Consider the following 19,157-nt stretch of genomic DNA (forward strand, 5'->3'; position numbering starts at 1 on the left):
CATTCACTTGTTTTAGGTTCCTATGGAAGAAGTCAATTTCATCGGCGGGTTTCTGTTGGGTCTGGCCAGTGCCTTGCACTGTGCCGCCATGTGCGGCGGCATCGCCGGCAGCCTGCTGATGGCATTGACACCGGGGCGGGAGACATCCCGCCCCTTGCTGCCCCTGCTGGGGCTGCAGGCCGGAAGGGTGCTGGCCTATATGCTGGCCGGGGCCATTGTCGGGGCGCTGGGTTCCACCTTCTACGGCATGTTTGACCAGCGGGAGGCCTATCGCGTCATGCAATGGGCTGCCGCCGTCACGCTGGGCTGGATCGGCTTTTCGCTGACCGGTCTGGCCCCGCCGCTGTCCATTTTCGACCGGCTGCTGGCCCCCATCGGCAAGGGGCTGGAGATGCTGCGCCGCCACGGCCGGATTGCCGGGCCGCTGGCCGGTATCCTCTGGGGTTTTCTGCCCTGCGGCATGGTCTATGCCGCCCTGTTCTATGCCATGCTGGCCGGCAGCGCCCCGCAGGGGATGCTGGTGATGGCCGGTTTCGGGCTGGGCACGCTGCCTGCCGTCACGCTGGCCGCCATCGGCTATGGCCGCATTGTCGCCTGGGCCCGCCGCCCGGCCCTGCGCCGGGCCATGGGGGCGCTGTTGATTCTGCTGGCCCCCTTGTCGCTGCTGGTGCCGGCCTCCCTGATCGAGGCCATCTGCCGGGTGGTTTGACCCCGTTACCGGCTGAATTCCATCCCGCCAGAGGGCCTGCGACACCACGCGTGCCGCAGGCCCTTTTTGCATCTGCGCCACCCCATACCACGGGTATATGCCGATGGTCCGGGTGCGGAATGGTTCGCTGTTAAAAGTTCTAAAGCCCGGCAATCCGGACAAGCATCGGCGGCCAATCTGGTTAAGATCAGCGGCGAACATAATCGATCAGCATTGTTCAGCATTTCAAACACGATCCCGCACAGATCAGGGCCATAGCGCTTCTGGCAAGGCCCACCCATGCCTGCAACCCTTGAAGGAACCGATCCCATGTCCATCAAAGCCACCCCGACGCCCGGCCCGCTGCTGCTGTCCCCGCAGGACCACACGCTGATCATGATCGATTTCCAGTCGCAGATGGCCTTTGCGACCAAGTCGATCGATGCGGTGGAGCTGCGCAACAATGCCGCCCTGGTGGCCCATGCCGCCAAGGGCTTCGGTGTTTCCACCATCCTGACCACCGTGGCGGAGAAGAGCTTCTCCGGCCCGATGTTCGCTGAGATCACCGAGGCTTTCCCCGGTCAGAAGCTGCTGGATCGCACCTCCATGAACACCTGGGAAGATGCCCCGGTGATCGAGGAAGTGAACAAGATCGGCAAGGGTCGCCTGGTGTTCTGCGGCCTGTGGACGTCTGTCTGCATCGTCGGCCCCACCCTGTCGGCGCTGGCCCAGGGCTATGAGGTCTATGTGATCGCCGATGCCTGCGGCGACGTTTCCACCGAAGCGCATGATCGCGCCATGGACCGCATGGTGCAGGCCGGCGTCCGCCCGATGACTTCGCTTCAGTACATGCTGGAGCTGCAGCGCGATTGGGCACGTACCGAGACCTATGACATGACCACCGGTATCGCCAAGAAGTTCGGCGGCGCCTATGGGCTGGGCATCATCTACGCCAAGACCATGTTTGGCGCGTCCGAAGGCGCGCATTGAGGGATGTCGGGGGCTTGGCCGGTGGGGGCACTGCTTCTCCGGCCCGGCCTGCTTTTGTGAGTGATTGTTTTAGCGGGCCGTTTCCGCCCCCTACCGTCACCCCGGCCTTCGCCGGGGTGACGGTGGAAAAAGGGGACGGTTGCGGACAGCCATGTTTCAACCCCGCCGGGAAGTTACGTACTCCCCCACCCAGGAGCCCGCCGCCCATGAAGCCCTATCTCCTTTCGCTTGCCGCCGGGCTGCTGGTCGGTGTGATCTACAGCCTGTTGAATGTGCGCTCCCCCGCGCCGCCCACCATCGCGCTGATCGGGCTGCTGGGCATCCTGCTGGGTGAACAGGTGGTTCCCGTGGCCAAGCGGCTGTGGGGCGGTGAGTCCGTTGTCTCCTACCTGCGCACCGGCTGTGCCAACCATGTGATGGGCCGGCTGCCGGACGCGCAGGATAATGAAAGCCGCCCGACATGACCGGGCCGACGCGTCGCGGCACCCTGGCGGGTGCCGCATCCCTTTTCATCACCCCGTTCCTTGCCGACCCTGGGAGAGCCGCCATGCCCGGCACCGATCTGATCCTCACCAACGCCAAGATCACCACGCTGGACCGTGCCAACCCGCAGGCCCAGGCGGTCGCCATCCGCGACGGGCGCTTCCTGGCCGTCGGGTCGGAAGCAGAGGTACGCGCGGCGGCATCGCCGGATGCGAAGATCATCGATGCCAAGGGACGGCGCGTCATCCCCGGCCTGATCGACAGCCATATGCACATCATCCGGGGTGGGCTGAATTACAATATGGAATTGCGCTGGGACGGGGTGCCAACCCTGGCCGACGCCATGGCCATGCTGAAGAAACAGGCTGAGGTGACGCCGCCGCCGCAATGGGTGCGGGTTGTCGGCGGCTTCACCGAACATCAGTTCGCCGAAAAGCGCCTGCCGACGTTGGAGGAGATCAACCAGGCGGCCCCGGAAACCCCGGTCTTCATCCTGCATCTCTATGACCGGGCGCTGCTGAACCGGGCCGCCCTGCGCGTGGTCGGCTATACGCGCGACACGCCCAACCCGCCGGGGGGTGAGATCATCCGCGATGGCAATGGGGAGCCGACCGGCCTGCTGCTGGCCAAGCCCAACGCCACCATCCTTTATTCCACACTGGCCAAAGGGCCGAAGCTGGCCCCGGAATATCAGATCAACTCCACCCGCCATTTCATGCGGGAGATGAACCGGCTGGGTGTGACCGGAGTGATTGATGCTGGTGGCGGCTTCCAGAATTATCCCGACGATTACCAGATCATTGAGAAGCTGCATGGTGATGGGGAGTTGACGCTGCGCATCTCCTACAACCTGTTCACGCAGAAGCCGAAACAGGAACTGGCAGATTTCGCCGGCTGGTCGAAACAGGTGAAGCCGGGGCAGGGCGACGATACCTATCGCCATAATGGTGCCGGTGAAATGCTGGTCTATTCCGCTGCCGATTTTGAGGATTTCCGGGTGGAGCGGCCGGAGATGCCGCCCAATATGGAAAGCGACCTGGAACCGGTGGTCCGCCTGCTGGTGGAAAATCGCTGGCCCTGGCGTTTGCACGCCACCTACAACGAAACCATTACCCGCGCGCTGGATGTGTTCGAAAAGGTGAACCGGGATGTGCCCTTTGACGGGCTGCATTGGTTCTTCGACCATGCCGAAACCATTGATCAGCGCAATATCGACCGTATCGCGGCCCTGGGCGGCGGTATCGCCGTGCAGCACCGGATGGCCTATCAGGGCGAATATTTCGTCGAACGCTATGGCGCGAAGGCGGCCGAGACGACCCCGCCCATTGCCAAGATGATGGCGGCCGGCGTGCCGGTGGGGGCGGGGACGGATGCCACCCGGGTTGCCAGCTATAACCCCTGGGTCTCGCTGTCCTGGCTGGTGACGGGGCGGACGGTCGGCGGCCTGTCACTCTATCCCAATACCAACCGGCTGGACCGGGAAACGGCGCTCCGCCTGTGGACGGAGGCCAATACCTGGTTCTCCAACGAACAGGGCAAGAAGGGGCAGCTGAAGGCGGGCCAGCTGGCCGATCTGGTGGTGCTGTCAGACGATTATTTCAGCGTGCCGGAAAGCGAGATCCTGCACATCACCTCTGTCCTGACCCTGCTGGGCGGCAAGGTGGTGCATGGGGCTGGTGATTACGGCCCGCTGGCCCCGGCCTTGCCCAAGCCGATGCCCGACTGGTCACCGGTCGCCACCTTCGGCGGCTATTACCAGCCGGCGCGGGACAAGGATGGCAAACTGCTGAAAATGGGCTCGCTGTGCGGCTGTGCATCTGCCTGCGGGGTGCATGGGCATGACCATGCGGCGGCCCTGGGGGCCAACGTGCCGGCGGCGGATGCCGGCGGGTTCTGGGGGGCGTTCGGGTGCGGGTGCTGGGCGGTGTGAGGCGTCTTTCTGCCACATCGTTTCCAACGTCACGCCATTCCCAGGCTCCCTCATCAACCGTCACCCCGGCGAAGGCCGGGGTCCAGAATCAAAGGGCGCATTGCTCTACAAGCTGGACCCCGGCCTTCGCCGGGGTGACGGTGAGATGTCGAGCGGGAAGCCCCGTTCGCTGAGCGCCCTGTGATGGCTGCCAACGAACAGCCCCCAACCGAAAGCCCCCACCCATGCGCGACACGCCGGCCCCTCTGGCCTCCCTGCTCACCGCACCCTGGTTTGATCTGGCGGCGCGTGTGCTGTTGACACTGCCTTTCTGGACCAGCGGCATCGCCAAGCTGTTCGACATCCAGGGCGCCCTGGCCGAAGCGGCGCATTTCGGGCTGGAACCGGCCTGGGCGACCGTCATCGCCACGGTGCTGGTGCAGATCGGCGGGTCGGTGCTGGTGATCTGGGGGCGGTTTGCCTGGCTGGGGGCGGGGGCTTTGGGGGTGTTCACCGCGCTCGCCACCCTGATTGCCCATCCATTCTGGACCATCGCCGAGCCGATGGCCCGCTTTCACGAACGCAATACTTTCCTGGAACATGGCGGGTTGATCGGTGGGCTGGTGCTTGCCGCCATCCTGTCATGCCGGCGGCGAGGGGTGTGATATGGCCATTGCCCCATCGCCATCCGTCCCCCCGCCGCCGTCCCCTTCCGCCACCCCCGGCCCCCTGCACCTGCCACTGTTCCGGGCGCTATGGATCGCCACCATCGTGTCCAATGTCGGTACCTGGATGCATGATGCCGGGGCCGGCTGGTTGATGACCAGCCTGTCCGAGGCGCCGATCATGGTGGCGCTGGTGCAGGCAGCCACCACCCTGCCCATGTTCCTGTTCGCCCTGCCGGGCGGGGCGCTGGCCGATATTGTGGATCGCCGCCGGCTGTTGATCGGGGCCCAGCTCTGGGCACTGGCCTGTGCCGGGTTGCTGGCCGTGCTGACCTTCATGGGGCTGACCGGGCCGCTGGTGCTGCTGGCGCTGACCTTTGCCATTGCCACCGGGGCGGCACTGTCGGCCCCCGCCTTTCAGGCCATCGTGCCGGAACTGGTGCCGCGCCCGGCCTTGCCCGATGCGGTGGCGCTGAACAGCCTGGGCATCAATATTTCCCGCGCCATCGGCCCGGCGCTGGGCGGTTTCATCATCGCGGCGGCCGGCACGCCCGCCGTCTTCGCCCTGAACGCAATGTCGGTGCTGGGGGTGATGGTGGTGCTGGTGGCGTGGCGGCGGCAGGTGGCCGCCCCCACCTTGCCGGCAGAGCGTTTCTTCGGCGCCTTGCGGGCCGGGGCGCGCTATGCCCGGCATTCACCGGCCTTGCAGACGGTGCTGATCCGCTCCATCGGTTTCTTCCTGTTTGCCAGCGCGCTCTGGGCCTTTGTGCCCATCATTGCCCGGCGGGAACTGGGGTTGGGGCCTGCCGCCTATGGCGGGTTGCTGGGCTGCATGGGGGCGGGGGCCGTGCTGGGGGCCGTGCTGCTGCCGCATGTGCGGGCGCGGACGGGTGCCAATGGGCTGACCATCGGAGCCACCATCCTGTTCGCCCTGGTCGCCGTCGGGCTGGCCCATGCGCGGAACTTTGGGGAGGCGGCAGGCGCCATGGCGCTGGCCGGCATGGGCTGGATCGCCATGCTTTCCAGCTTTAACGTCGCCGCCCAGATGGCAGTGCCGGCCTGGGTGAAGGCCAGGGCGCTGGCCGTCAATCTGCTGGTCTTCCAGGGCTCCATGGCGGCGGGCAGCACGCTGTGGGGGACGCTGGCCGGGCATCTGGGCATCCCCATGACCCTGATGGTGGCGGCAACGGGCCAGATCCTGGCCCTGGTTCTGGCGCTGCGCTGGCGGATCAGCGGGGAAGGGGCAGGCAATCTGACCCCATCCTCCCATTGGCCGGTTCCGCTGGCGGTGGCCGACATGCCGGCGGACCGGGGGCCGGTGATGATTACCGTTGAATACCGGGTCGATCCGGCCAGGGTGGCGGATTTCAGCGCCGCCATGCAGGTGCTACGCCGCATCCGCCACCGCGACGGTGCCATCAGTTGGGGCCTGTATGAGGATGCGGCCGAGCCGGGCCGCATGGTGGAGAGCTTTGTGCTGGAAAGCTGGCTTGAACATCTGCGCCAGCATGAACGCGTCACCCATGCCGACCGGGAAAACCAGGAGGCGGTGCGTGCCTTTCATCTGGGGCCGGATGCCCCCATCGTCCGCCACCTGATCGCCCCATCATGAAACGGTGTCTTGCCGGTCTGGCGCTGGCTCTGGCGTTGAGCGCACCGGCCGGTGCCGAAAGCCCCACGGTCACGCCGGGGCTGGATCTGCGCCTGCGCTGGGAGGATCTGGCCCATGACCAATGGGGCCAGGGGGGCGACCATTATCTCTATGAACGGGTCATGCCCTCGCTTTCGGTGAAGGGGGACGGGTTTCGCCTGTTCACCCAACTGATCGGGGCCGGGGTTACCGGAATGCGGGCCGATCCCGGCCCGCCCGACCGCAGCGGGGTGGACCTGTTACAGGCCTCCCTGGCGGTCGATCTGGTACAGGCGGGACCGGTCGCAATGTCGGTCAGTGGTGGCCGGGAATTGCTGGGGCTGGGCTCTGAACGGCTGGTGGGGCGGCGGTTCGGCGCCAATGTGCCCCAGCCGTTTGATGGTGGACGGCTGATCCTGTCCGGCCAGGGCTGGAAGGCCCAGGCCCTGTGGGAACGGCCTGTCATTACCGGGCCGGATGATTTTGACGACAAGCCGGGCCAGGGCCGTTTTCTGCGCGGTCTCTACACCACGCTGCAGGGGCAACAGGGCGTGATGGATGCCTATCTGCTGGCCACCGGCCAGGGCACCGCCCGCTATGCCCAGGGGCGGGGCCGGGAACGGCGACGCACAGCGGGTCTCCGTCTGGCCGGCAAACAGGGCCCCTGGTCCTGGAATTGGGAAGCGATGGCCCAATGGGGGCATCTGGCGGACAGCAGCATTCGGGCCTGGTCGCTGGCCAGCGAAACCGGCTATCAATTCACCGATCTGCCCCTCACCCCCCGCCTGCTGCTGCGGGCCAATATTGCCAGCGGGGATGGCGATCCCAAGGATGGCCGGCTGGGCACCTTCAACCCGCTCTACCCGCGCGCCAAATATTTCGGGGAACTGACGCCCATCGGCCCGCGCAACATCATGAACCTGCATCCGGGCCTGGAACTGGATTTGGGCCACGGCTTTGACCTGTCGCTGGTCAGCCTGTTCTATTGGCGGGAAAACCGCCATGACGGGGTATATAGCGTGCCCGGCCAGCTGCTGCGCCCCGCCGATCCCGATGCTGGCCGCTATATTGGCCATCAAGGCGAACTGGTGCTGGGCTGGAAGGGGGAGGGGCTTTCGGTCACCGCCTCCCTTTCCGCCTTCCAGCCCGGCGGCTATCTGCGCCGCACCGGCCATGATGACACCACCACCCTGGTGGGGGTGGAAATCGGCTGGGCGCTGTAGCTTTTACTTCTCCAGCTGCCCCATCGGGTCGACCACCTGATCGCCCTTGCGCACGGCGAAATGCAGTTGCGGGAAGCGGACATTGCCGGTCTGGCCCACCGTGCCGATGGACTGGCCGCGCGTCACCCGCTGGCCCTGCTGCACGCCGATATCGGCCAGATGGGCATAGACGGTGACCCAGCCGCCATCATGGCGGATCAGCACCAGATTGCCGAAGGATTTCAGCTGATTGCCGGCATAGGCGACGATGCCGGCCTCGGCCGCCGCCACGGCCGTGCCCTGGGAGGCGGCAATATTGATACCGTCATTGCGCAGGCCACCCGGCTTGGCGCCATAGGTGGAAATGATCTCCCCCCGCAGCGGCCACATGAAGCGGGCAGCGGTGCGCGGCGGTGGTGCTTCGTCCGGCTTGGCCAGCGGGGTGGCGGTGGCCACCTGGGGGGCGGGCGTGGGGGCCTGACTGGGCACAGGTGCCGGGGTGGCCGGCACCACGGGGGCCGGGGTCACCGGCACCGGCTGCCGGTTGGCCGGCAGCACCGGCGCGGTCGCATTGCTGGCGGTCCCGTTGCCATTGCTGGCATGGGGGACGGGGGCAGCCGGTGGCGGGGCCAGGGTTTCCGCCTCCACCCCGCGCTTACCGGCCGCTGGTGCCGTGCTGGTGGCCACCGGTGCCGTCACGGTCGGGCGGACCGGTGCTGGGGTTACCGGTTTGGCTGCCGCCGGGGCCGGCGGGTCCAGCGGCACCGCCTCCACACTGGGGCGGGGCGCGCGGGCCGGCGGGGCGGAGCTGGTGGCCGGCGGCATATCCGGCTTGCGCGCAGGGGCGGGGGCCGGGTTGACGCTGCTGGCGACCTGGGCCGGGGCACCGCCCCCGCCGCCCGGCATCTGCAATTGCTGGCCGACCCGCACCATATAGGGCGGCTGCAGGCCGTTCAGGCGGATGATTTCCGCCATGTCGACATTCATCTGTCGGGCGATACCATAGACTGTATCACCGGCTTTCACCTGATAGGTGCGGGGTGTCGGCAGGTTCAGCCGCTGGCCGGGATGCAGCGTATAGGGCGGGGCCAGCCCGTTCAGGCTGATCAGATCCTGCGCGGAAACATGGTACTGCGCGGCGATGGTCTGCACCGTGTCGCCGCGCGAAACGAAGATGGCATTGGCCGGCGGGGGCGGCGGTGCCGCGTGCGGCGCATCCCCACCGGTAGAACAGCCGGAAAGCAGGCCCAGGGCCAGCAGGGGAACGGCGATGGTGGTGGCCAGACGCATCCTCAACCCACCCCGCATTGCGGTGGATAAGGGGCGAGGTCCGGCAACAGGGGGACGAATCGAACGGGCCACAATTCCTCTCGCTGCAATCCACATTCGCCATCACCATCCACCAAGGGCCGCCGCAAACGGACAACCTTCAGCGCACGGTGATCGGGGCCAAGCGGTATGACCATGATACCACCGGGCGCCAGTTGTTCCACCAGATCGGGCGGTGGATAGCCGATACAGCCGGCTGTTACCAATATCCGCTCGAACGGGGCCGCCTCTGGCCAGCCGCGCCGGCCATCGGCCAGCCGGGCCGTGACATTGGGCAGTCGCAAGGCAGCGAACCGGGCCTCTGCCTCCTGCAACAGGGGCCGGTGCCGCTCGACCGTATACACGTGCCGGGCGATCTTGGCCAGAATGGCGGCCTGATAGCCGCTTCCGGTGCCGATTTCCAGCACCTTATCGTTCGGTCCTGCCGCCAGCGCCTGGGTCATCAGGCCTACCACCTGTGGTTGGCTGATGGTCTGGCCATGGCCGATGGGCAGGGCCGTATCCTCATAGGCCTGATCGCGGAACGGTGTCGGCACGAACAGTTCGCGCGGCACCAGCTCCACCGCCCGCAGCACATTGACATCGGTGATGCCCTGACGGCGCAGCAACATCAGCAGCCTGATCTTGCTGGCCGCCCGGTTCACGCCAAGGCCCCCTTCAACGCCTCCAGACAGGCGTAATGGGTCAGGTCCAGATAGATCGGCGTCACCGAGATGCCGCCATGGGAAACGACATGCACATCGGTGTCCGCCGGTACCTCTGTTTCCCCGCGCGCCATGCCGATCCAGAAATAACGCCGGCCGCGCGGGTCGATCCGCTCGTCCAGCTCATCCCCGATCTTGCGGTTGCCGTGGCGCACCACATGTACGCCGGTCACCTCATCCGGCGGCACGGCGGGGTAATTCACATTCATCAGCACATGGCGCGGCCAGTCCACCGCCATGATTCGGCGGACGATATCGGCGCCATGGCGTTCGGCCACCGACCAGTCGGGCGGGCTGTCCGGGCGGGTCCGCTGGCTCATGGCGATGGCACGCACGCCCAGCAGCGTCGCCTCCATCGCACAGGCAATCGTGCCGGAGTAGGTGACATCCTCCCCCAGATTGCTGCCATGGTTGATGCCGGACAGCACCAGGGTCGGTTTGCGATCCTGCATCAGGTGGTTGATGGCCAGCAACACGCAGTCGGTGGGCGTGCCGTCCACCGTATAGCGCTTCGGCCCCACCTCCCGCAGGCGCAGGGGCCGATGCATGGTCAGGCTGTGGCTGGCGCCGGATTGCTCCGTCTCCGGCGCCACCACCCAGACATCATCGCTCAGCGACCGGGCGATCTTTTCCAGCACGCCCAGCCCTGCGGCATGGATGCCGTCATCATTGCTGATCAGGATGCGGGCACCGGTAAAATCGAAACTAGGTTTGCTCATTATGCGGTGATCCGTTCCAGCCCGCCCATATAGGGGCGCAACGCTTCCGGCACCAGGATGGAGCCATCGGCCTGCTGGTAATTTTCCAGCACTGCGATCAGGCAGCGGCCCACGGCCACGCCCGACCCGTTCAGCGTGTGCAGGAACTGGGTGTTCTTCTCCCCCTTGGCGCGGAAGCGGGCCTTCATGCGGCGGGCCTGGAAATCCCCGCAATTGGAGCAACTGGAGATTTCGCGGTACATGCCCTGGCCGGGCAGCCAGACCTCGATATCGTAGGTCTTCTGGGCGGAAAAGCCCATATCGCCGGTGCAGAGCGTGACGGTGCGGAAGGGCAGGCCCAGCCGCTTCAGCACGGTTTCGGCGGCATCCGTCATCCGTTCATGCTCGGCCGCCGACTGGTCGGGCCGGGTGATGGAGACCATTTCCACCTTGTAGAACTGGTGCTGGCGGATCATGCCGCGCGTATCGCGCCCGGCCGACCCGGCTTCGGACCGGAAACAGGGGGTGCGGGCGGTCAGGCGCAGCGGCAGTTCGTCTGCATCTAGAATGGCGTCATTGACCAGATTGGTCAGCGGCACCTCTGCTGTGGGGATCAGCCAGAAACCATTGGTGGTCTGGAACAGGTCTTCGGTGAATTTGGGCAACTGCGCGGTGCCAAAGGCGGCATCATCCTTCACCAGCAGGGGCGGGGACACTTCCTCGAACCCGTACTCGTTGGTGTGGATATCCAGCATGAAATCGCCCAGCGCGCGTTCCAGCCGGGCCAGCTTGCCACGCAGCACGGTGAAGCGCGCGCCCGACAGCTTGGCGGCCAGATCAAAGCTCATCAGGCCCAGCGCTTCGCCCAGCTCGAAATGCTGCTTGGCATTGGCGATCTCTACAGGCGTGCCAATGCGGCGGATTTCCACATTGTCATGCTCATCCTTGCCCGCCGGCACATCATCGGCCGGGATGTTGGGCAGGCTGGCCAGGATGCCATCCAGTTCGGTCCCCAACTCCTTTTCCTGCTGTTCCAGGGCGGGCAGCTTTTCCTTCAGCGCCGCCACCTCATCCAGCAAAGGCTGGGCATCGCGCCCTTCCTTCTTATAGGTGCCGATCAGCTTGGAGGCTTCGTTGCGGCGCGCCTGCAATTCCTGGAATTCGGTCTGCAGGGCGCGGCGGCGCTGGTCCAGTGCCAGAATGTCGGACGACTGGGCGGACAGTCCGCGCCGGGCCAGGCCACGGTCGAAAGCATCGGGATTGTCGCGGATGGAACGAAGGTCGTGCATGACAGCGCCAGTTGAAGCCGTGAAGGGGGCACAAAGAGTGCACCGCCCTTATAGGGGCAGCAGGGGGCTGCCGTCCAGGGACACCGGTTGTGAAGCCCGGTCAGGGCTTCCATTCGAACATCATCATCACCGTTCTTTGCAGCACAAAGAAATTATCGTCGGAAATAATGTGGATGAAGACGCGGCCATCCTTGGCCGGGCGCACATCGATTCCCTCAAAATTCTCCGTCAGCAGGGGCGGGTCCAGGCGGGCGATCTCCCGCCCTGCCAGGGTGGCGCCGGCCATGGTGCCCACCGCCAGGGCCTTGGCATCAATATGCACGATGCGGCTGCCCCAGCCGCCCAACATGCCGACGCGCCGTTCCAGCACCAGAATGCCGCCATCGGGCAGGTTTGCCGCATCCACTGGCAGGAAGGGCGGGTGGCCCTGGTAGCGGAACTCCACCCAATTGCCTGACCGGCCCACCCAGGCGCGGTGAAGCCCGGGCGCGCCGGCTGCCTCCCCCTCCGCGATCAGCAGCAGCCGGTTGTCGGCCAGCATCAACGCCGTCTCCAGCCCGGCATTGAAATCCAGTTCCTTCAGCCCTGCCGGACCGTCCAGCGGCACCGGCTTCACCCCCGCCAGGGCCGGGCCATAGCGTAGCAGCCGGTGTTCGCGTTCAAACCCGACAACCCAGCCATCGCCCGGCCAGGGACCGATCATGGCCAGCGATTCGGTATCATTCTTCCCGCCCTGCAGGGCGCTGCCGTCACTTTCCAGCAAGGGGGCCTTGATCAGATCGTCCATCCCGGTCAGCGTCCCATCCGGGCGGTAGGACAGCCGGCCCGCCACCTTGTCACCCCGGTCGGAAATGGCGATGAACTGCCGTCCGTCGGGGCTGACGCGCAGGGAAGAGAGCCCACCCACGGTCTTGCGCCCCTCCTGCAAGGCCACGGCCCCCTTGAAAACCAGTTCACCAACCCGCTCTGGCTGGATAGCGGCCGGTTCGGTCTCCACCAGTTGCACGGGCACGCCATGGGGCCGGGTGTCGCCGGTGGCACAGCCGGTCAGGCCAAGGGGGGCCGCCAGCAGCCAACCGGCAAGATAACATAGGCGGAACATCGATCGGGCCATCGTGGTGTGTTTTTCCTGTCGGTTCAGGGCTGGCGGGCATCAAACAGGGCGGCAGCCGTCGGGGTCAAGCCATGTGGCCTGTTCAATCTTCTTTCGCAGCGCCGCATGGGGGGCTATCCTGCCACCCAACCTTTGGCATTCCACAAGATCAGGTACATGACATCATGAGCGAGATCGACGCCCTGCCGACCCCGCCGCCGGCCATCGATTCTGAGCGGCTGGACCGCCTGGAAGCCCGCATCGCCGAACTGGAAGCCAAGCTGGCGACGGCGGAAACCAAGCCAGAATCGGATAATGTCCGCGTTCTGAAGGCGGAATTGAATTTCAGCAGCAGTGATTTGGCGGCGTGGCTGCGGTACAACCCTGTGATGGCGTTGGTGATTGCCATCGTCGGGTTCGTCATCCTGTTCCATCTGCTGGGTTAAGGCGCCCGTCCCATGGCCAATTACAATTTCGAAACCACGGTGAAGTTCAAGAACCGTGGCGACATGGATAAGGCGGAGGATTGGATACAGGCCAATGTGAAGGGCCTGTGGGCGCTTGAGTTCATCGGTATGCAAGAGCAGATGAGCGTGGATACCGGTATGCGCAGTCAGGTGCTGCTGGTGCTGTTCAAATTCGGCCGGAAGGAGGATTTTGAACGGTTCTGCCATGAATATGTGCAGGGCAAACCCGCCCTGCCACAGCCCAAGCCGCAGGCCAAGGCGGCCCCGAAGAAATCCAAGGGCCTGCTGGGTTGGTTGTTCAACTGACCTGGGCGTGGCCCTGACCAGTCAGGGCAGCTTGTTATACCGCACGCCGGCTTCGCTGCGGTCCACCATGATCACCGCGTAGGGGCTGGTCAGTACCTGCGTGGTCATCTGGCCTTCCGGGGGGGATTTTTCCCTGAACTCCACCACCAGCCGGTCGCGCTGCGCCACTTGGCGTTCCGAGCGCACGCGCAGAATATCCACCGAATAGCCGGTGGTGGTGCGCGTGCCCAGGAAAATACCCAGCGCCATCAATTCATTCGGCAGGCGGCCCGGCGGCGGGCGGCCCACCAGATCCCACAGCGCCGCCCATTCCGCCTGATTGCGGGCCACCAGAAAGGCCTGGCCCTGGGCGCGGCTTGTTTCCCCCGACCATAGCGCCCGCCCCACCAGGGGGGCGGCCTTGCCACTAATATCCGACATGCTGGGTGCCAGCGTTTCACCCGCCAGCCAGCTGCTGGTGTCGGTGGCACAACCGGTCAGTAAGGGGGCGACCAAGGCGGACAGGGCCAGAACCCGGCCCCAATCGCCCTTACCCCGCCAGCATGTCGGCATCATCACCTCAAGCCGCCTTTGGCAGCGCCGTTTCCACCAGCGTCGCCCAATAGCTGGTGCCCAGCGGCAGGATATCGTCATTGAAATCATAGCGCGGATTATGCAGCTGGCAGCCCAGCGCCGACCCGCCCTGGCCGACCCAGACATAACAGCCCGGCCGTTCCAGCAGCATGAAGGCGAAATCCTCCGCCCCCATGCTGGGGCCGACATCGCTGAACACCTTGTCTTCGCCCACCAGCTGCTTCGCCACAGCGGCAGCCAGATCGGTGGGGGCACCGGCATGGTTGACCGTGGGCGGATAGCCCCGGCGATAGGTCATGGTGGCACTGCTGCCAAAGGTGACCGGCACGGTTTCTACGATATGGCGCAGGCGCGCTTCCAGCATGTCCCGCACCTCATGGCTGAGCGCACGCACGGTGCCGCGCATCACCACTTCCTCCGGGATCACATTATAGGCGCTGCCGGCATGGATCTGGGTGATGGAAATGACGCCGCTTTCAATCGGGCTGACATTGCGGCTGACGATGCTCTGCACCGCTGTCACGATGTGGGCGGCGATGACAATCGGGTCGATCGTGTGGTGGGGTAGGGCGGCATGACCGCCCTTGCCAGCCACCCGGATTTCAAATTCGTCGGAGCCGGCCATGATCGGGCCTGATTTCACCACCATTTCACCCGGCGGCAGGTCGGGCCAGTTATGCATCCCGAACACCATATCGCAGGGGAAGCGCTGGAACAGCCCTTCTTCCACCATGCGGCGGCCGCCGCCATGGCCTTCCTCGGCCGGCTGGAAGATGAAATTCACCGTGCCGCTGAAATTGCGGGTTTCCGCCAGATAGCGGGCAGCCCCCAGCAGCATGGTGGTGTGGCCGTCATGGCCGCAGCCATGCATCTTGCCCGGCACCTTGCTGGCATGGGCAAATTCGTTCGCTTCCTGCATGGGCAGCGCATCCATGTCGGCGCGCAGGCCGATGGATTTGCCATTGGGGCCGTCCTGGCCGTGCAGTACGCCGATGACACCGGTGCCGGCGATGCCGGTATGCACCTCCACCCCGAATTCCTTCAGTTTCTCCACCACAAAGGCGGAGGTCTTGAATTCCTCGAACCCAATTTCGGGGTTCTCATGAATATGCCGACGCCACTCGGTCATGTCGGCATGGAAATCGGCGATACGGTTGATGATCGGCATGGTCCCTTGCTCCTGACGCAGCACCACCCCGTTTACGTGGGTATGGCGCGGCCATCTGTCGGACAGATTAGGGCGAAGCTCTCCAATGGGGAAGGGGCAAACGTTCCCGACGGTGATCCGTATCATAGTGCAGCGCGTATATTCTCCGTCAAGAAACGTCCGTGGGCGCAAACCGGCCCATCCGGCAGTTGGAGAAAAACGGAAAATGTCCACGAAACTGTTATTTCCCCTGATAGCCGGGGTGGCGCTGTGCGTGCTGGCCCTGGGCAGTGCCCAGGCGCAGCAGGCACCGAAGAAACAGGGCTGGCAGGTCCGGCTGGGGATGCTGGGGGCGGCAATGCCGGATTATGAAGGATCGGACGACTATCGATTCCGCCCCTTTCCCGATATCGAAATTACCTATGACGACCGATTCTTCCTGGATCGGCGGGGGCTGGGGGCCAGCCTGATCCAGTCCGGCCCGCTGACGGCGGGGGTGACATTGGGCTATGATGGCGGGCGCAAGGAAAGGCGTAACCGCGCCCTGCGCGGGCTGGGCAATGTCGGCGATACGGCGGTGGCTGGCGCCTTTGCCAATTACCAGATCGGGCGCTGGATTGTGACCGCCGATGTCAATACCGACCTGCTGGGCGACGGGCATGATGGCACCACGGCCGATCTTGGCTTTTCCTACGTGTTGCGGCCGACCAAGCAGATGATGATCATCATTGGGCCGTCGGTCACCTGGGCCAGCGACAATTACATGCAAAGCTATTTCGGCATCAATGCGGCGCAGGCCGCCCGCTCCGGCCGCGCCGTTTATCGCGCCGAGGCGGGGTTCAAGGATGCCGGGCTGGTGGGGTTTGGTACGTACAAGCTGACGCAGAACTGGTCATTGACCGGCGTGGCCGGTTACAGCCGCCTGCTGGGCGATGCTGCCGACAGTCCGCTGGTGGATCGTGACGGCAGTGCGGATCAGTTCTTCGGCGGTTTGGGCGTCTCCTACAGCTTTTAGCGCCGTTGACCCGGCCTCGCCCGGTCGTCCCCGATGATCAGCCTGGCCCTGGATCGCCATGATGTGAAGGCGCATCTTTGCGCCCGGCGGGGCAATGCGGGCACTATTGGCATTGCCTCGCCGCAGGGGGGCCGTATAGGTGCTGGCCGTCAGTTTCTACAGTCACCTCCCGAAGGCGTCATAGCCTTAGCGGGCCTGAAGCTGATGTGGCAGGTATAAACTTTAATATTCAGATAAAATTTATCGGAGCAATGATGACTACTTTAGCGCAAGCCATAGCATAGAATTATATTTTTCAAGTTCTTTATTTGCGGACTTTAATTCTAATTTATTGTTTGTATTTATGTAAAAATCAGAATAGCTTCCATATCCACCATTTATATATTCAAAAATCTGAAGACAATCCGGCAATGCGCGTTCATCAATTATTGAATTATCACAAAGTATATTTAGAATTTCATTAAATGGATTTATCAATTGTTTTTGATTGTATTTTTTCATTATTGAGATAATCTCAGATGTGGCGTTAATTGCCTCTTGTCTTTTTCCCATTTCTCACCTCAGTGGTTCGCTGCTGATTACTTCTACGCCATCAATTGACCATGGCTTTGATACAAAAATTTGTTTTATATCTTGACCTCCCAAATATGGTCCTCCCTGATATCCAACTGGCCCTTCATATATCGTAGTTCCTGCGGGCAGTTTTACTGCATGAACAGTATTTATTGGAGATGTCCCTTCCAGTACACCTGTTTTCGGGTTAACCCATTGTGGCTTAACAGCGGTGTCAATTCTCACCTGCACCACAGATGTTGGTGGCTCTCTGGTGAACCATTGGCCCAATGCATGGTGCCGCATAGGATGCATATTAAAAAATACCATTCAATGAGAATGCGCGTATGCTGCTTAAAGAAAATGTTTATTCCATTCAATATTAATTCAACCACTATCCATAATAATACATCATATCGTCAATTTTTTCTTTGTCTATTTTGTCTATTTCTTTGTTTTTGTTTCTGTATATAATTTCAACAACCCCCCTTACTGGCGGAAAATCATCATTTTCTATTTTGTATTTTATTCTGTCATTTGTTTCTTTTGCTAGGTGTTCATTCGAAATGTACTCATTTACAAGTTCGGTGAGGATTTTAAAACATTCTGAACGGTTCATTTTTCTACTCCGGGATAATTTCCACCTTATCAAAAAGAAGCCTGTTTTCAGTTATTAGTTGCTCAGCGCCTCCTTTGCCGTACTCTGGGTAGTAAGATGTGAACGGTTCTGGGTTGAGCCCGTGATTGCCCATATCAAAAGGTACTCTGGCATTTACACTGCCAGTATTTTTATCAAACAATTGCAATGTGTCGAAGGTTCCCTTAAGTCGAGCATCACTCCATGATTCACCATGCTCTGGTCCTTTAATCTGGAAGGCATCACGGGCAGCAGAACCGTTCTTGTAATCGCCAAAACCGAAATATCCACCTGGTGCAGATTTCGTATCTATGGTGCCCTGAACATATTTATTTACTGTTCCATCGTCGTTTTGATATCGCATGTATCGGTAACCAGTCGATGGCAATGTTTCGCCTTTGCTGTTTACATAAAAATCAGCCTTCCCTGTCTTGCCAACCCCACAACTCAACCCCAGCGGATCGACCCATTCTACCGGGTTTGGCGCATAGGCTGCAAGGTTGCTGCCACCGGCCAGCCGGATCGGGTCTTGGGTGGTGAAGCAGCCTTCGTTGGGGGCGTAGTAGCGGTGGCGGTTATAGTGCAGGCCAGTCTCAGCGTCATGGTACTGGCCCTGGAAGCGCAGGGGGTTTTCCACCTCCGCCACATGCAGCTTCGCCAAGGCCCCCCAGGCGCGGTATTCCGCCTGCCAGACCAGCTCGCCATTATCGTTGGTCAGTTCCTGCGGTGTGCCCAGATGGTCCAGGTGGTAGTGATAGACCTGTGGCCGCTGATCCGCCCCGCCATTGCGGCGCAGTTGCGCCAGGGGGCGGAAGCTGCCGGGTTCGTGCAGATAGACGATGGCCAGCGGATCGGGGCTGGGGGCATCGGGCGCGTGGGCGGCGCTTTCGCCCAGCAGCACGTCGCCATCCCAGAGGAAATCCGTGCGCTGCCAGACCAGACCCGACGCATCGCCGCCAGGGGAGGGGGCGTCATCATTGGCGCTGGCGGGGGGCAGATGGGCGGTCTGTTTCCACAGCCGCCGCCCGAACGCATTATAGCCATAGCGGGCCAGGGTTCGGCCCCGCCGATCCTGCCGCTCCACCGCCACCAAGCGGTTGCTGGCATCATACCGGTAAGTCAGTGATACCGCCCCGCCGGCGGCCCGCCATTCCCGCACCCGGTTGCCCCAGGCATCATACTGGAACTTGGCATCGCCATGCACCAGCAGCCGGTCACCCTTGGCCTCTCCACCGCAGAAACCGGCATCGGCACCCGAGGCCAGGATATTGCCGGCCGGATCGGGAACGAAACTTTCCGGGTTGGTGCCTTCCACGGCCAACAGCCGGTCGCAGGCGTCATAGCGATAGCGCCGCACCCCGCGCTTGGCATCCTCAATCGCTACCAGCGCGTCGGCACCATCATAGCCATAGGCCCGGCTGAAGCTGACGGCACCGCCGCGACGCACCCCTTCCTGGCGGATCAGGCGGCCTTGCGGATCAAAATCCTGGCGCTGGAAGAGGCTGCCGGCCTGCGGGCCACTGTCATGGCATTGCTGTTTTTGTGCATCTCGGCGCTATATCTGTCTGCCTCAAGGGCAAAATTTTATTTCATAATTATCAGATGATTTCCAGTATATGCAATAAAACCCAGATAAATTTACTCCTTTTTCTTTGATATATTTTAGATATTATTCTGGCGACCATTCTCTCCCGGATGAAAAAATGAAATTATTTGATATAAAATATTCAATTAATTCAGTCCTTTGTTTATAGTTGTGTATTTTGCATTCGTATAAATT

At 62.8% G+C, this 19,157-nt stretch carries 20 protein-coding genes; 10 read left to right on the forward strand and 10 right to left on the reverse strand.

Translation table 11 applies throughout. The features are described from left to right. Window positions 1-22: 22 nt before the first annotated feature. The 7 genes from PCJ49_RS00585 to PCJ49_RS00615 all read left to right on the forward strand — a co-directional run bounded on the left by PCJ49_RS00585 (window position 23) and on the right by PCJ49_RS00615 (window position 7,588). Window positions 23-709 (forward strand): sulfite exporter TauE/SafE family protein, encoded by a 687-nt coding sequence (locus tag PCJ49_RS00585; protein ID WP_089289097.1) that lies wholly within the window; start codon window positions 23-25, stop codon window positions 707-709. Between the two features lie 309 nt (window positions 710-1,018). Continuing rightward, complete coding sequence (locus PCJ49_RS00590) at window positions 1,019-1,678, forward strand: hydrolase (RefSeq protein WP_089289098.1); 660 nt, start codon at window positions 1,019-1,021, stop codon at window positions 1,676-1,678. Between the two features lie 206 nt (window positions 1,679-1,884). Then, on the forward strand, window positions 1,885-2,142 hold the full coding sequence (locus PCJ49_RS00595) for a DUF1427 family protein (RefSeq protein ID WP_269909228.1): 258 nt from the start codon (window positions 1,885-1,887) through the stop codon (window positions 2,140-2,142). After that, entirely contained in the window at window positions 2,139-4,091 is a 1,953-nt protein-coding gene (locus tag PCJ49_RS00600) for an amidohydrolase (RefSeq protein ID WP_269909229.1), read from the forward strand. The genes PCJ49_RS00595 and PCJ49_RS00600 overlap by 4 nt, the downstream gene beginning before the upstream one ends. A 224-nt stretch (window positions 4,092-4,315) precedes the next feature. Continuing rightward, a complete protein-coding gene (locus PCJ49_RS00605) occupies window positions 4,316-4,735 on the forward strand; it encodes a DoxX family protein (RefSeq protein WP_269909230.1) in 420 nt (139 codons plus the stop codon). Between the two features lies 1 nt (window position 4,736). Next, entirely contained in the window at window positions 4,737-6,347 is a 1,611-nt protein-coding gene (locus PCJ49_RS00610) for an MFS transporter (protein ID WP_269909231.1), read from the forward strand. After that, entirely contained in the window at window positions 6,344-7,588 is a 1,245-nt protein-coding gene (locus PCJ49_RS00615) for an alginate export family protein (protein WP_269909232.1), read from the forward strand. The genes PCJ49_RS00610 and PCJ49_RS00615 overlap by 4 nt, the downstream gene beginning before the upstream one ends. A gap of 3 nt (window positions 7,589-7,591) precedes the next feature. Here PCJ49_RS00615 and PCJ49_RS00620 read toward each other — a convergent pair whose 3' ends face one another. The 5 genes from PCJ49_RS00620 to PCJ49_RS00640 all read right to left on the reverse strand — a co-directional run bounded on the left by PCJ49_RS00620 (window position 7,592) and on the right by PCJ49_RS00640 (window position 12,689). Then, on the reverse strand, window positions 7,592-8,857 hold the full coding sequence (locus PCJ49_RS00620) for a peptidoglycan DD-metalloendopeptidase family protein (protein ID WP_269909233.1): 1,266 nt from the start codon (window positions 8,855-8,857) through the stop codon (window positions 7,592-7,594). A 2-nt stretch (window positions 8,858-8,859) separates the two neighbouring features. Further along, entirely contained in the window at window positions 8,860-9,540 is a 681-nt protein-coding gene (locus PCJ49_RS00625; RefSeq protein ID WP_269909234.1) for a protein-L-isoaspartate(D-aspartate) O-methyltransferase, read from the reverse strand. Continuing rightward, a complete protein-coding gene (gene surE / locus PCJ49_RS00630) occupies window positions 9,537-10,319 on the reverse strand; it encodes a 5'/3'-nucleotidase SurE (protein WP_269909235.1) in 783 nt (260 codons plus the stop codon). The genes PCJ49_RS00625 and surE overlap by 4 nt, the downstream gene beginning before the upstream one ends. Next, a complete protein-coding gene (gene serS / locus PCJ49_RS00635; RefSeq protein WP_269909236.1) occupies window positions 10,319-11,587 on the reverse strand; it encodes a serine--tRNA ligase in 1,269 nt (422 codons plus the stop codon). The genes surE and serS overlap by 1 nt, the downstream gene beginning before the upstream one ends. Before the next feature lie 100 nt (window positions 11,588-11,687). Further along, window positions 11,688-12,689 (reverse strand): esterase-like activity of phytase family protein, encoded by a 1,002-nt coding sequence (locus tag PCJ49_RS00640; RefSeq protein WP_269909237.1) that lies wholly within the window; start codon window positions 12,687-12,689, stop codon window positions 11,688-11,690. A gap of 176 nt (window positions 12,690-12,865) precedes the next feature. Between PCJ49_RS00640 and PCJ49_RS00645 the strand changes: the two genes are divergently transcribed. Both PCJ49_RS00645 and PCJ49_RS00650 read left to right on the forward strand, forming a co-directional pair. Further along, complete coding sequence (locus tag PCJ49_RS00645; RefSeq protein WP_269909238.1) at window positions 12,866-13,126, forward strand: hypothetical protein; 261 nt, start codon at window positions 12,866-12,868, stop codon at window positions 13,124-13,126. A 12-nt stretch (window positions 13,127-13,138) separates the two neighbouring features. Continuing rightward, window positions 13,139-13,453 (forward strand): hypothetical protein, encoded by a 315-nt coding sequence (locus PCJ49_RS00650; RefSeq protein ID WP_269909239.1) that lies wholly within the window; start codon window positions 13,139-13,141, stop codon window positions 13,451-13,453. Window positions 13,454-13,474: 21 nt separating this feature from the next. On the opposite strand, the gene PCJ49_RS00655 is transcribed toward PCJ49_RS00650, so the two are convergent. Together PCJ49_RS00655 and PCJ49_RS00660 are read right to left on the reverse strand one after the other, a co-directional pair. Beyond that, window positions 13,475-14,008, reverse strand: a complete 534-nt coding sequence (locus tag PCJ49_RS00655; protein WP_269909810.1) for a protease complex subunit PrcB family protein — start codon at window positions 14,006-14,008, stop codon at window positions 13,475-13,477. Window positions 14,009-14,012: 4 nt separating this feature from the next. Then, complete coding sequence (locus PCJ49_RS00660) at window positions 14,013-15,194, reverse strand: M20 aminoacylase family protein (RefSeq protein WP_269909240.1); 1,182 nt, start codon at window positions 15,192-15,194, stop codon at window positions 14,013-14,015. A 205-nt stretch (window positions 15,195-15,399) separates the two neighbouring features. On the opposite strand from PCJ49_RS00660, the gene PCJ49_RS00665 reads away from it, so the two are divergent. Then, a complete protein-coding gene (locus PCJ49_RS00665) occupies window positions 15,400-16,188 on the forward strand; it encodes a MipA/OmpV family protein (RefSeq protein WP_269909241.1) in 789 nt (262 codons plus the stop codon). A gap of 258 nt (window positions 16,189-16,446) precedes the next feature. Here the strand turns inward: PCJ49_RS00665 and PCJ49_RS00670 are convergent, their stop codons facing one another. The 3 genes from PCJ49_RS00670 to PCJ49_RS00680 all read right to left on the reverse strand — a co-directional run bounded on the left by PCJ49_RS00670 (window position 16,447) and on the right by PCJ49_RS00680 (window position 18,824). Beyond that, entirely contained in the window at window positions 16,447-16,740 is a 294-nt protein-coding gene (locus tag PCJ49_RS00670) for a hypothetical protein (RefSeq protein WP_269909242.1), read from the reverse strand. Window positions 16,741-17,134: 394 nt separating this feature from the next. Next, a complete protein-coding gene (locus PCJ49_RS00675) occupies window positions 17,135-17,359 on the reverse strand; it encodes a hypothetical protein (protein WP_269909243.1) in 225 nt (74 codons plus the stop codon). A 4-nt stretch (window positions 17,360-17,363) separates the two neighbouring features. Further along, entirely contained in the window at window positions 17,364-18,824 is a 1,461-nt protein-coding gene (locus tag PCJ49_RS00680; RefSeq protein WP_269909244.1) for an RHS repeat-associated core domain-containing protein, read from the reverse strand. Between the last annotated feature and the right edge of the window lie 333 nt (window positions 18,825-19,157).

The sequence above is a fragment of the Niveispirillum sp. BGYR6 genome (assembly GCF_027568365.1).
In the GTDB taxonomy this organism is placed as follows: domain Bacteria; phylum Pseudomonadota; class Alphaproteobacteria; order Azospirillales; family Azospirillaceae; genus Niveispirillum.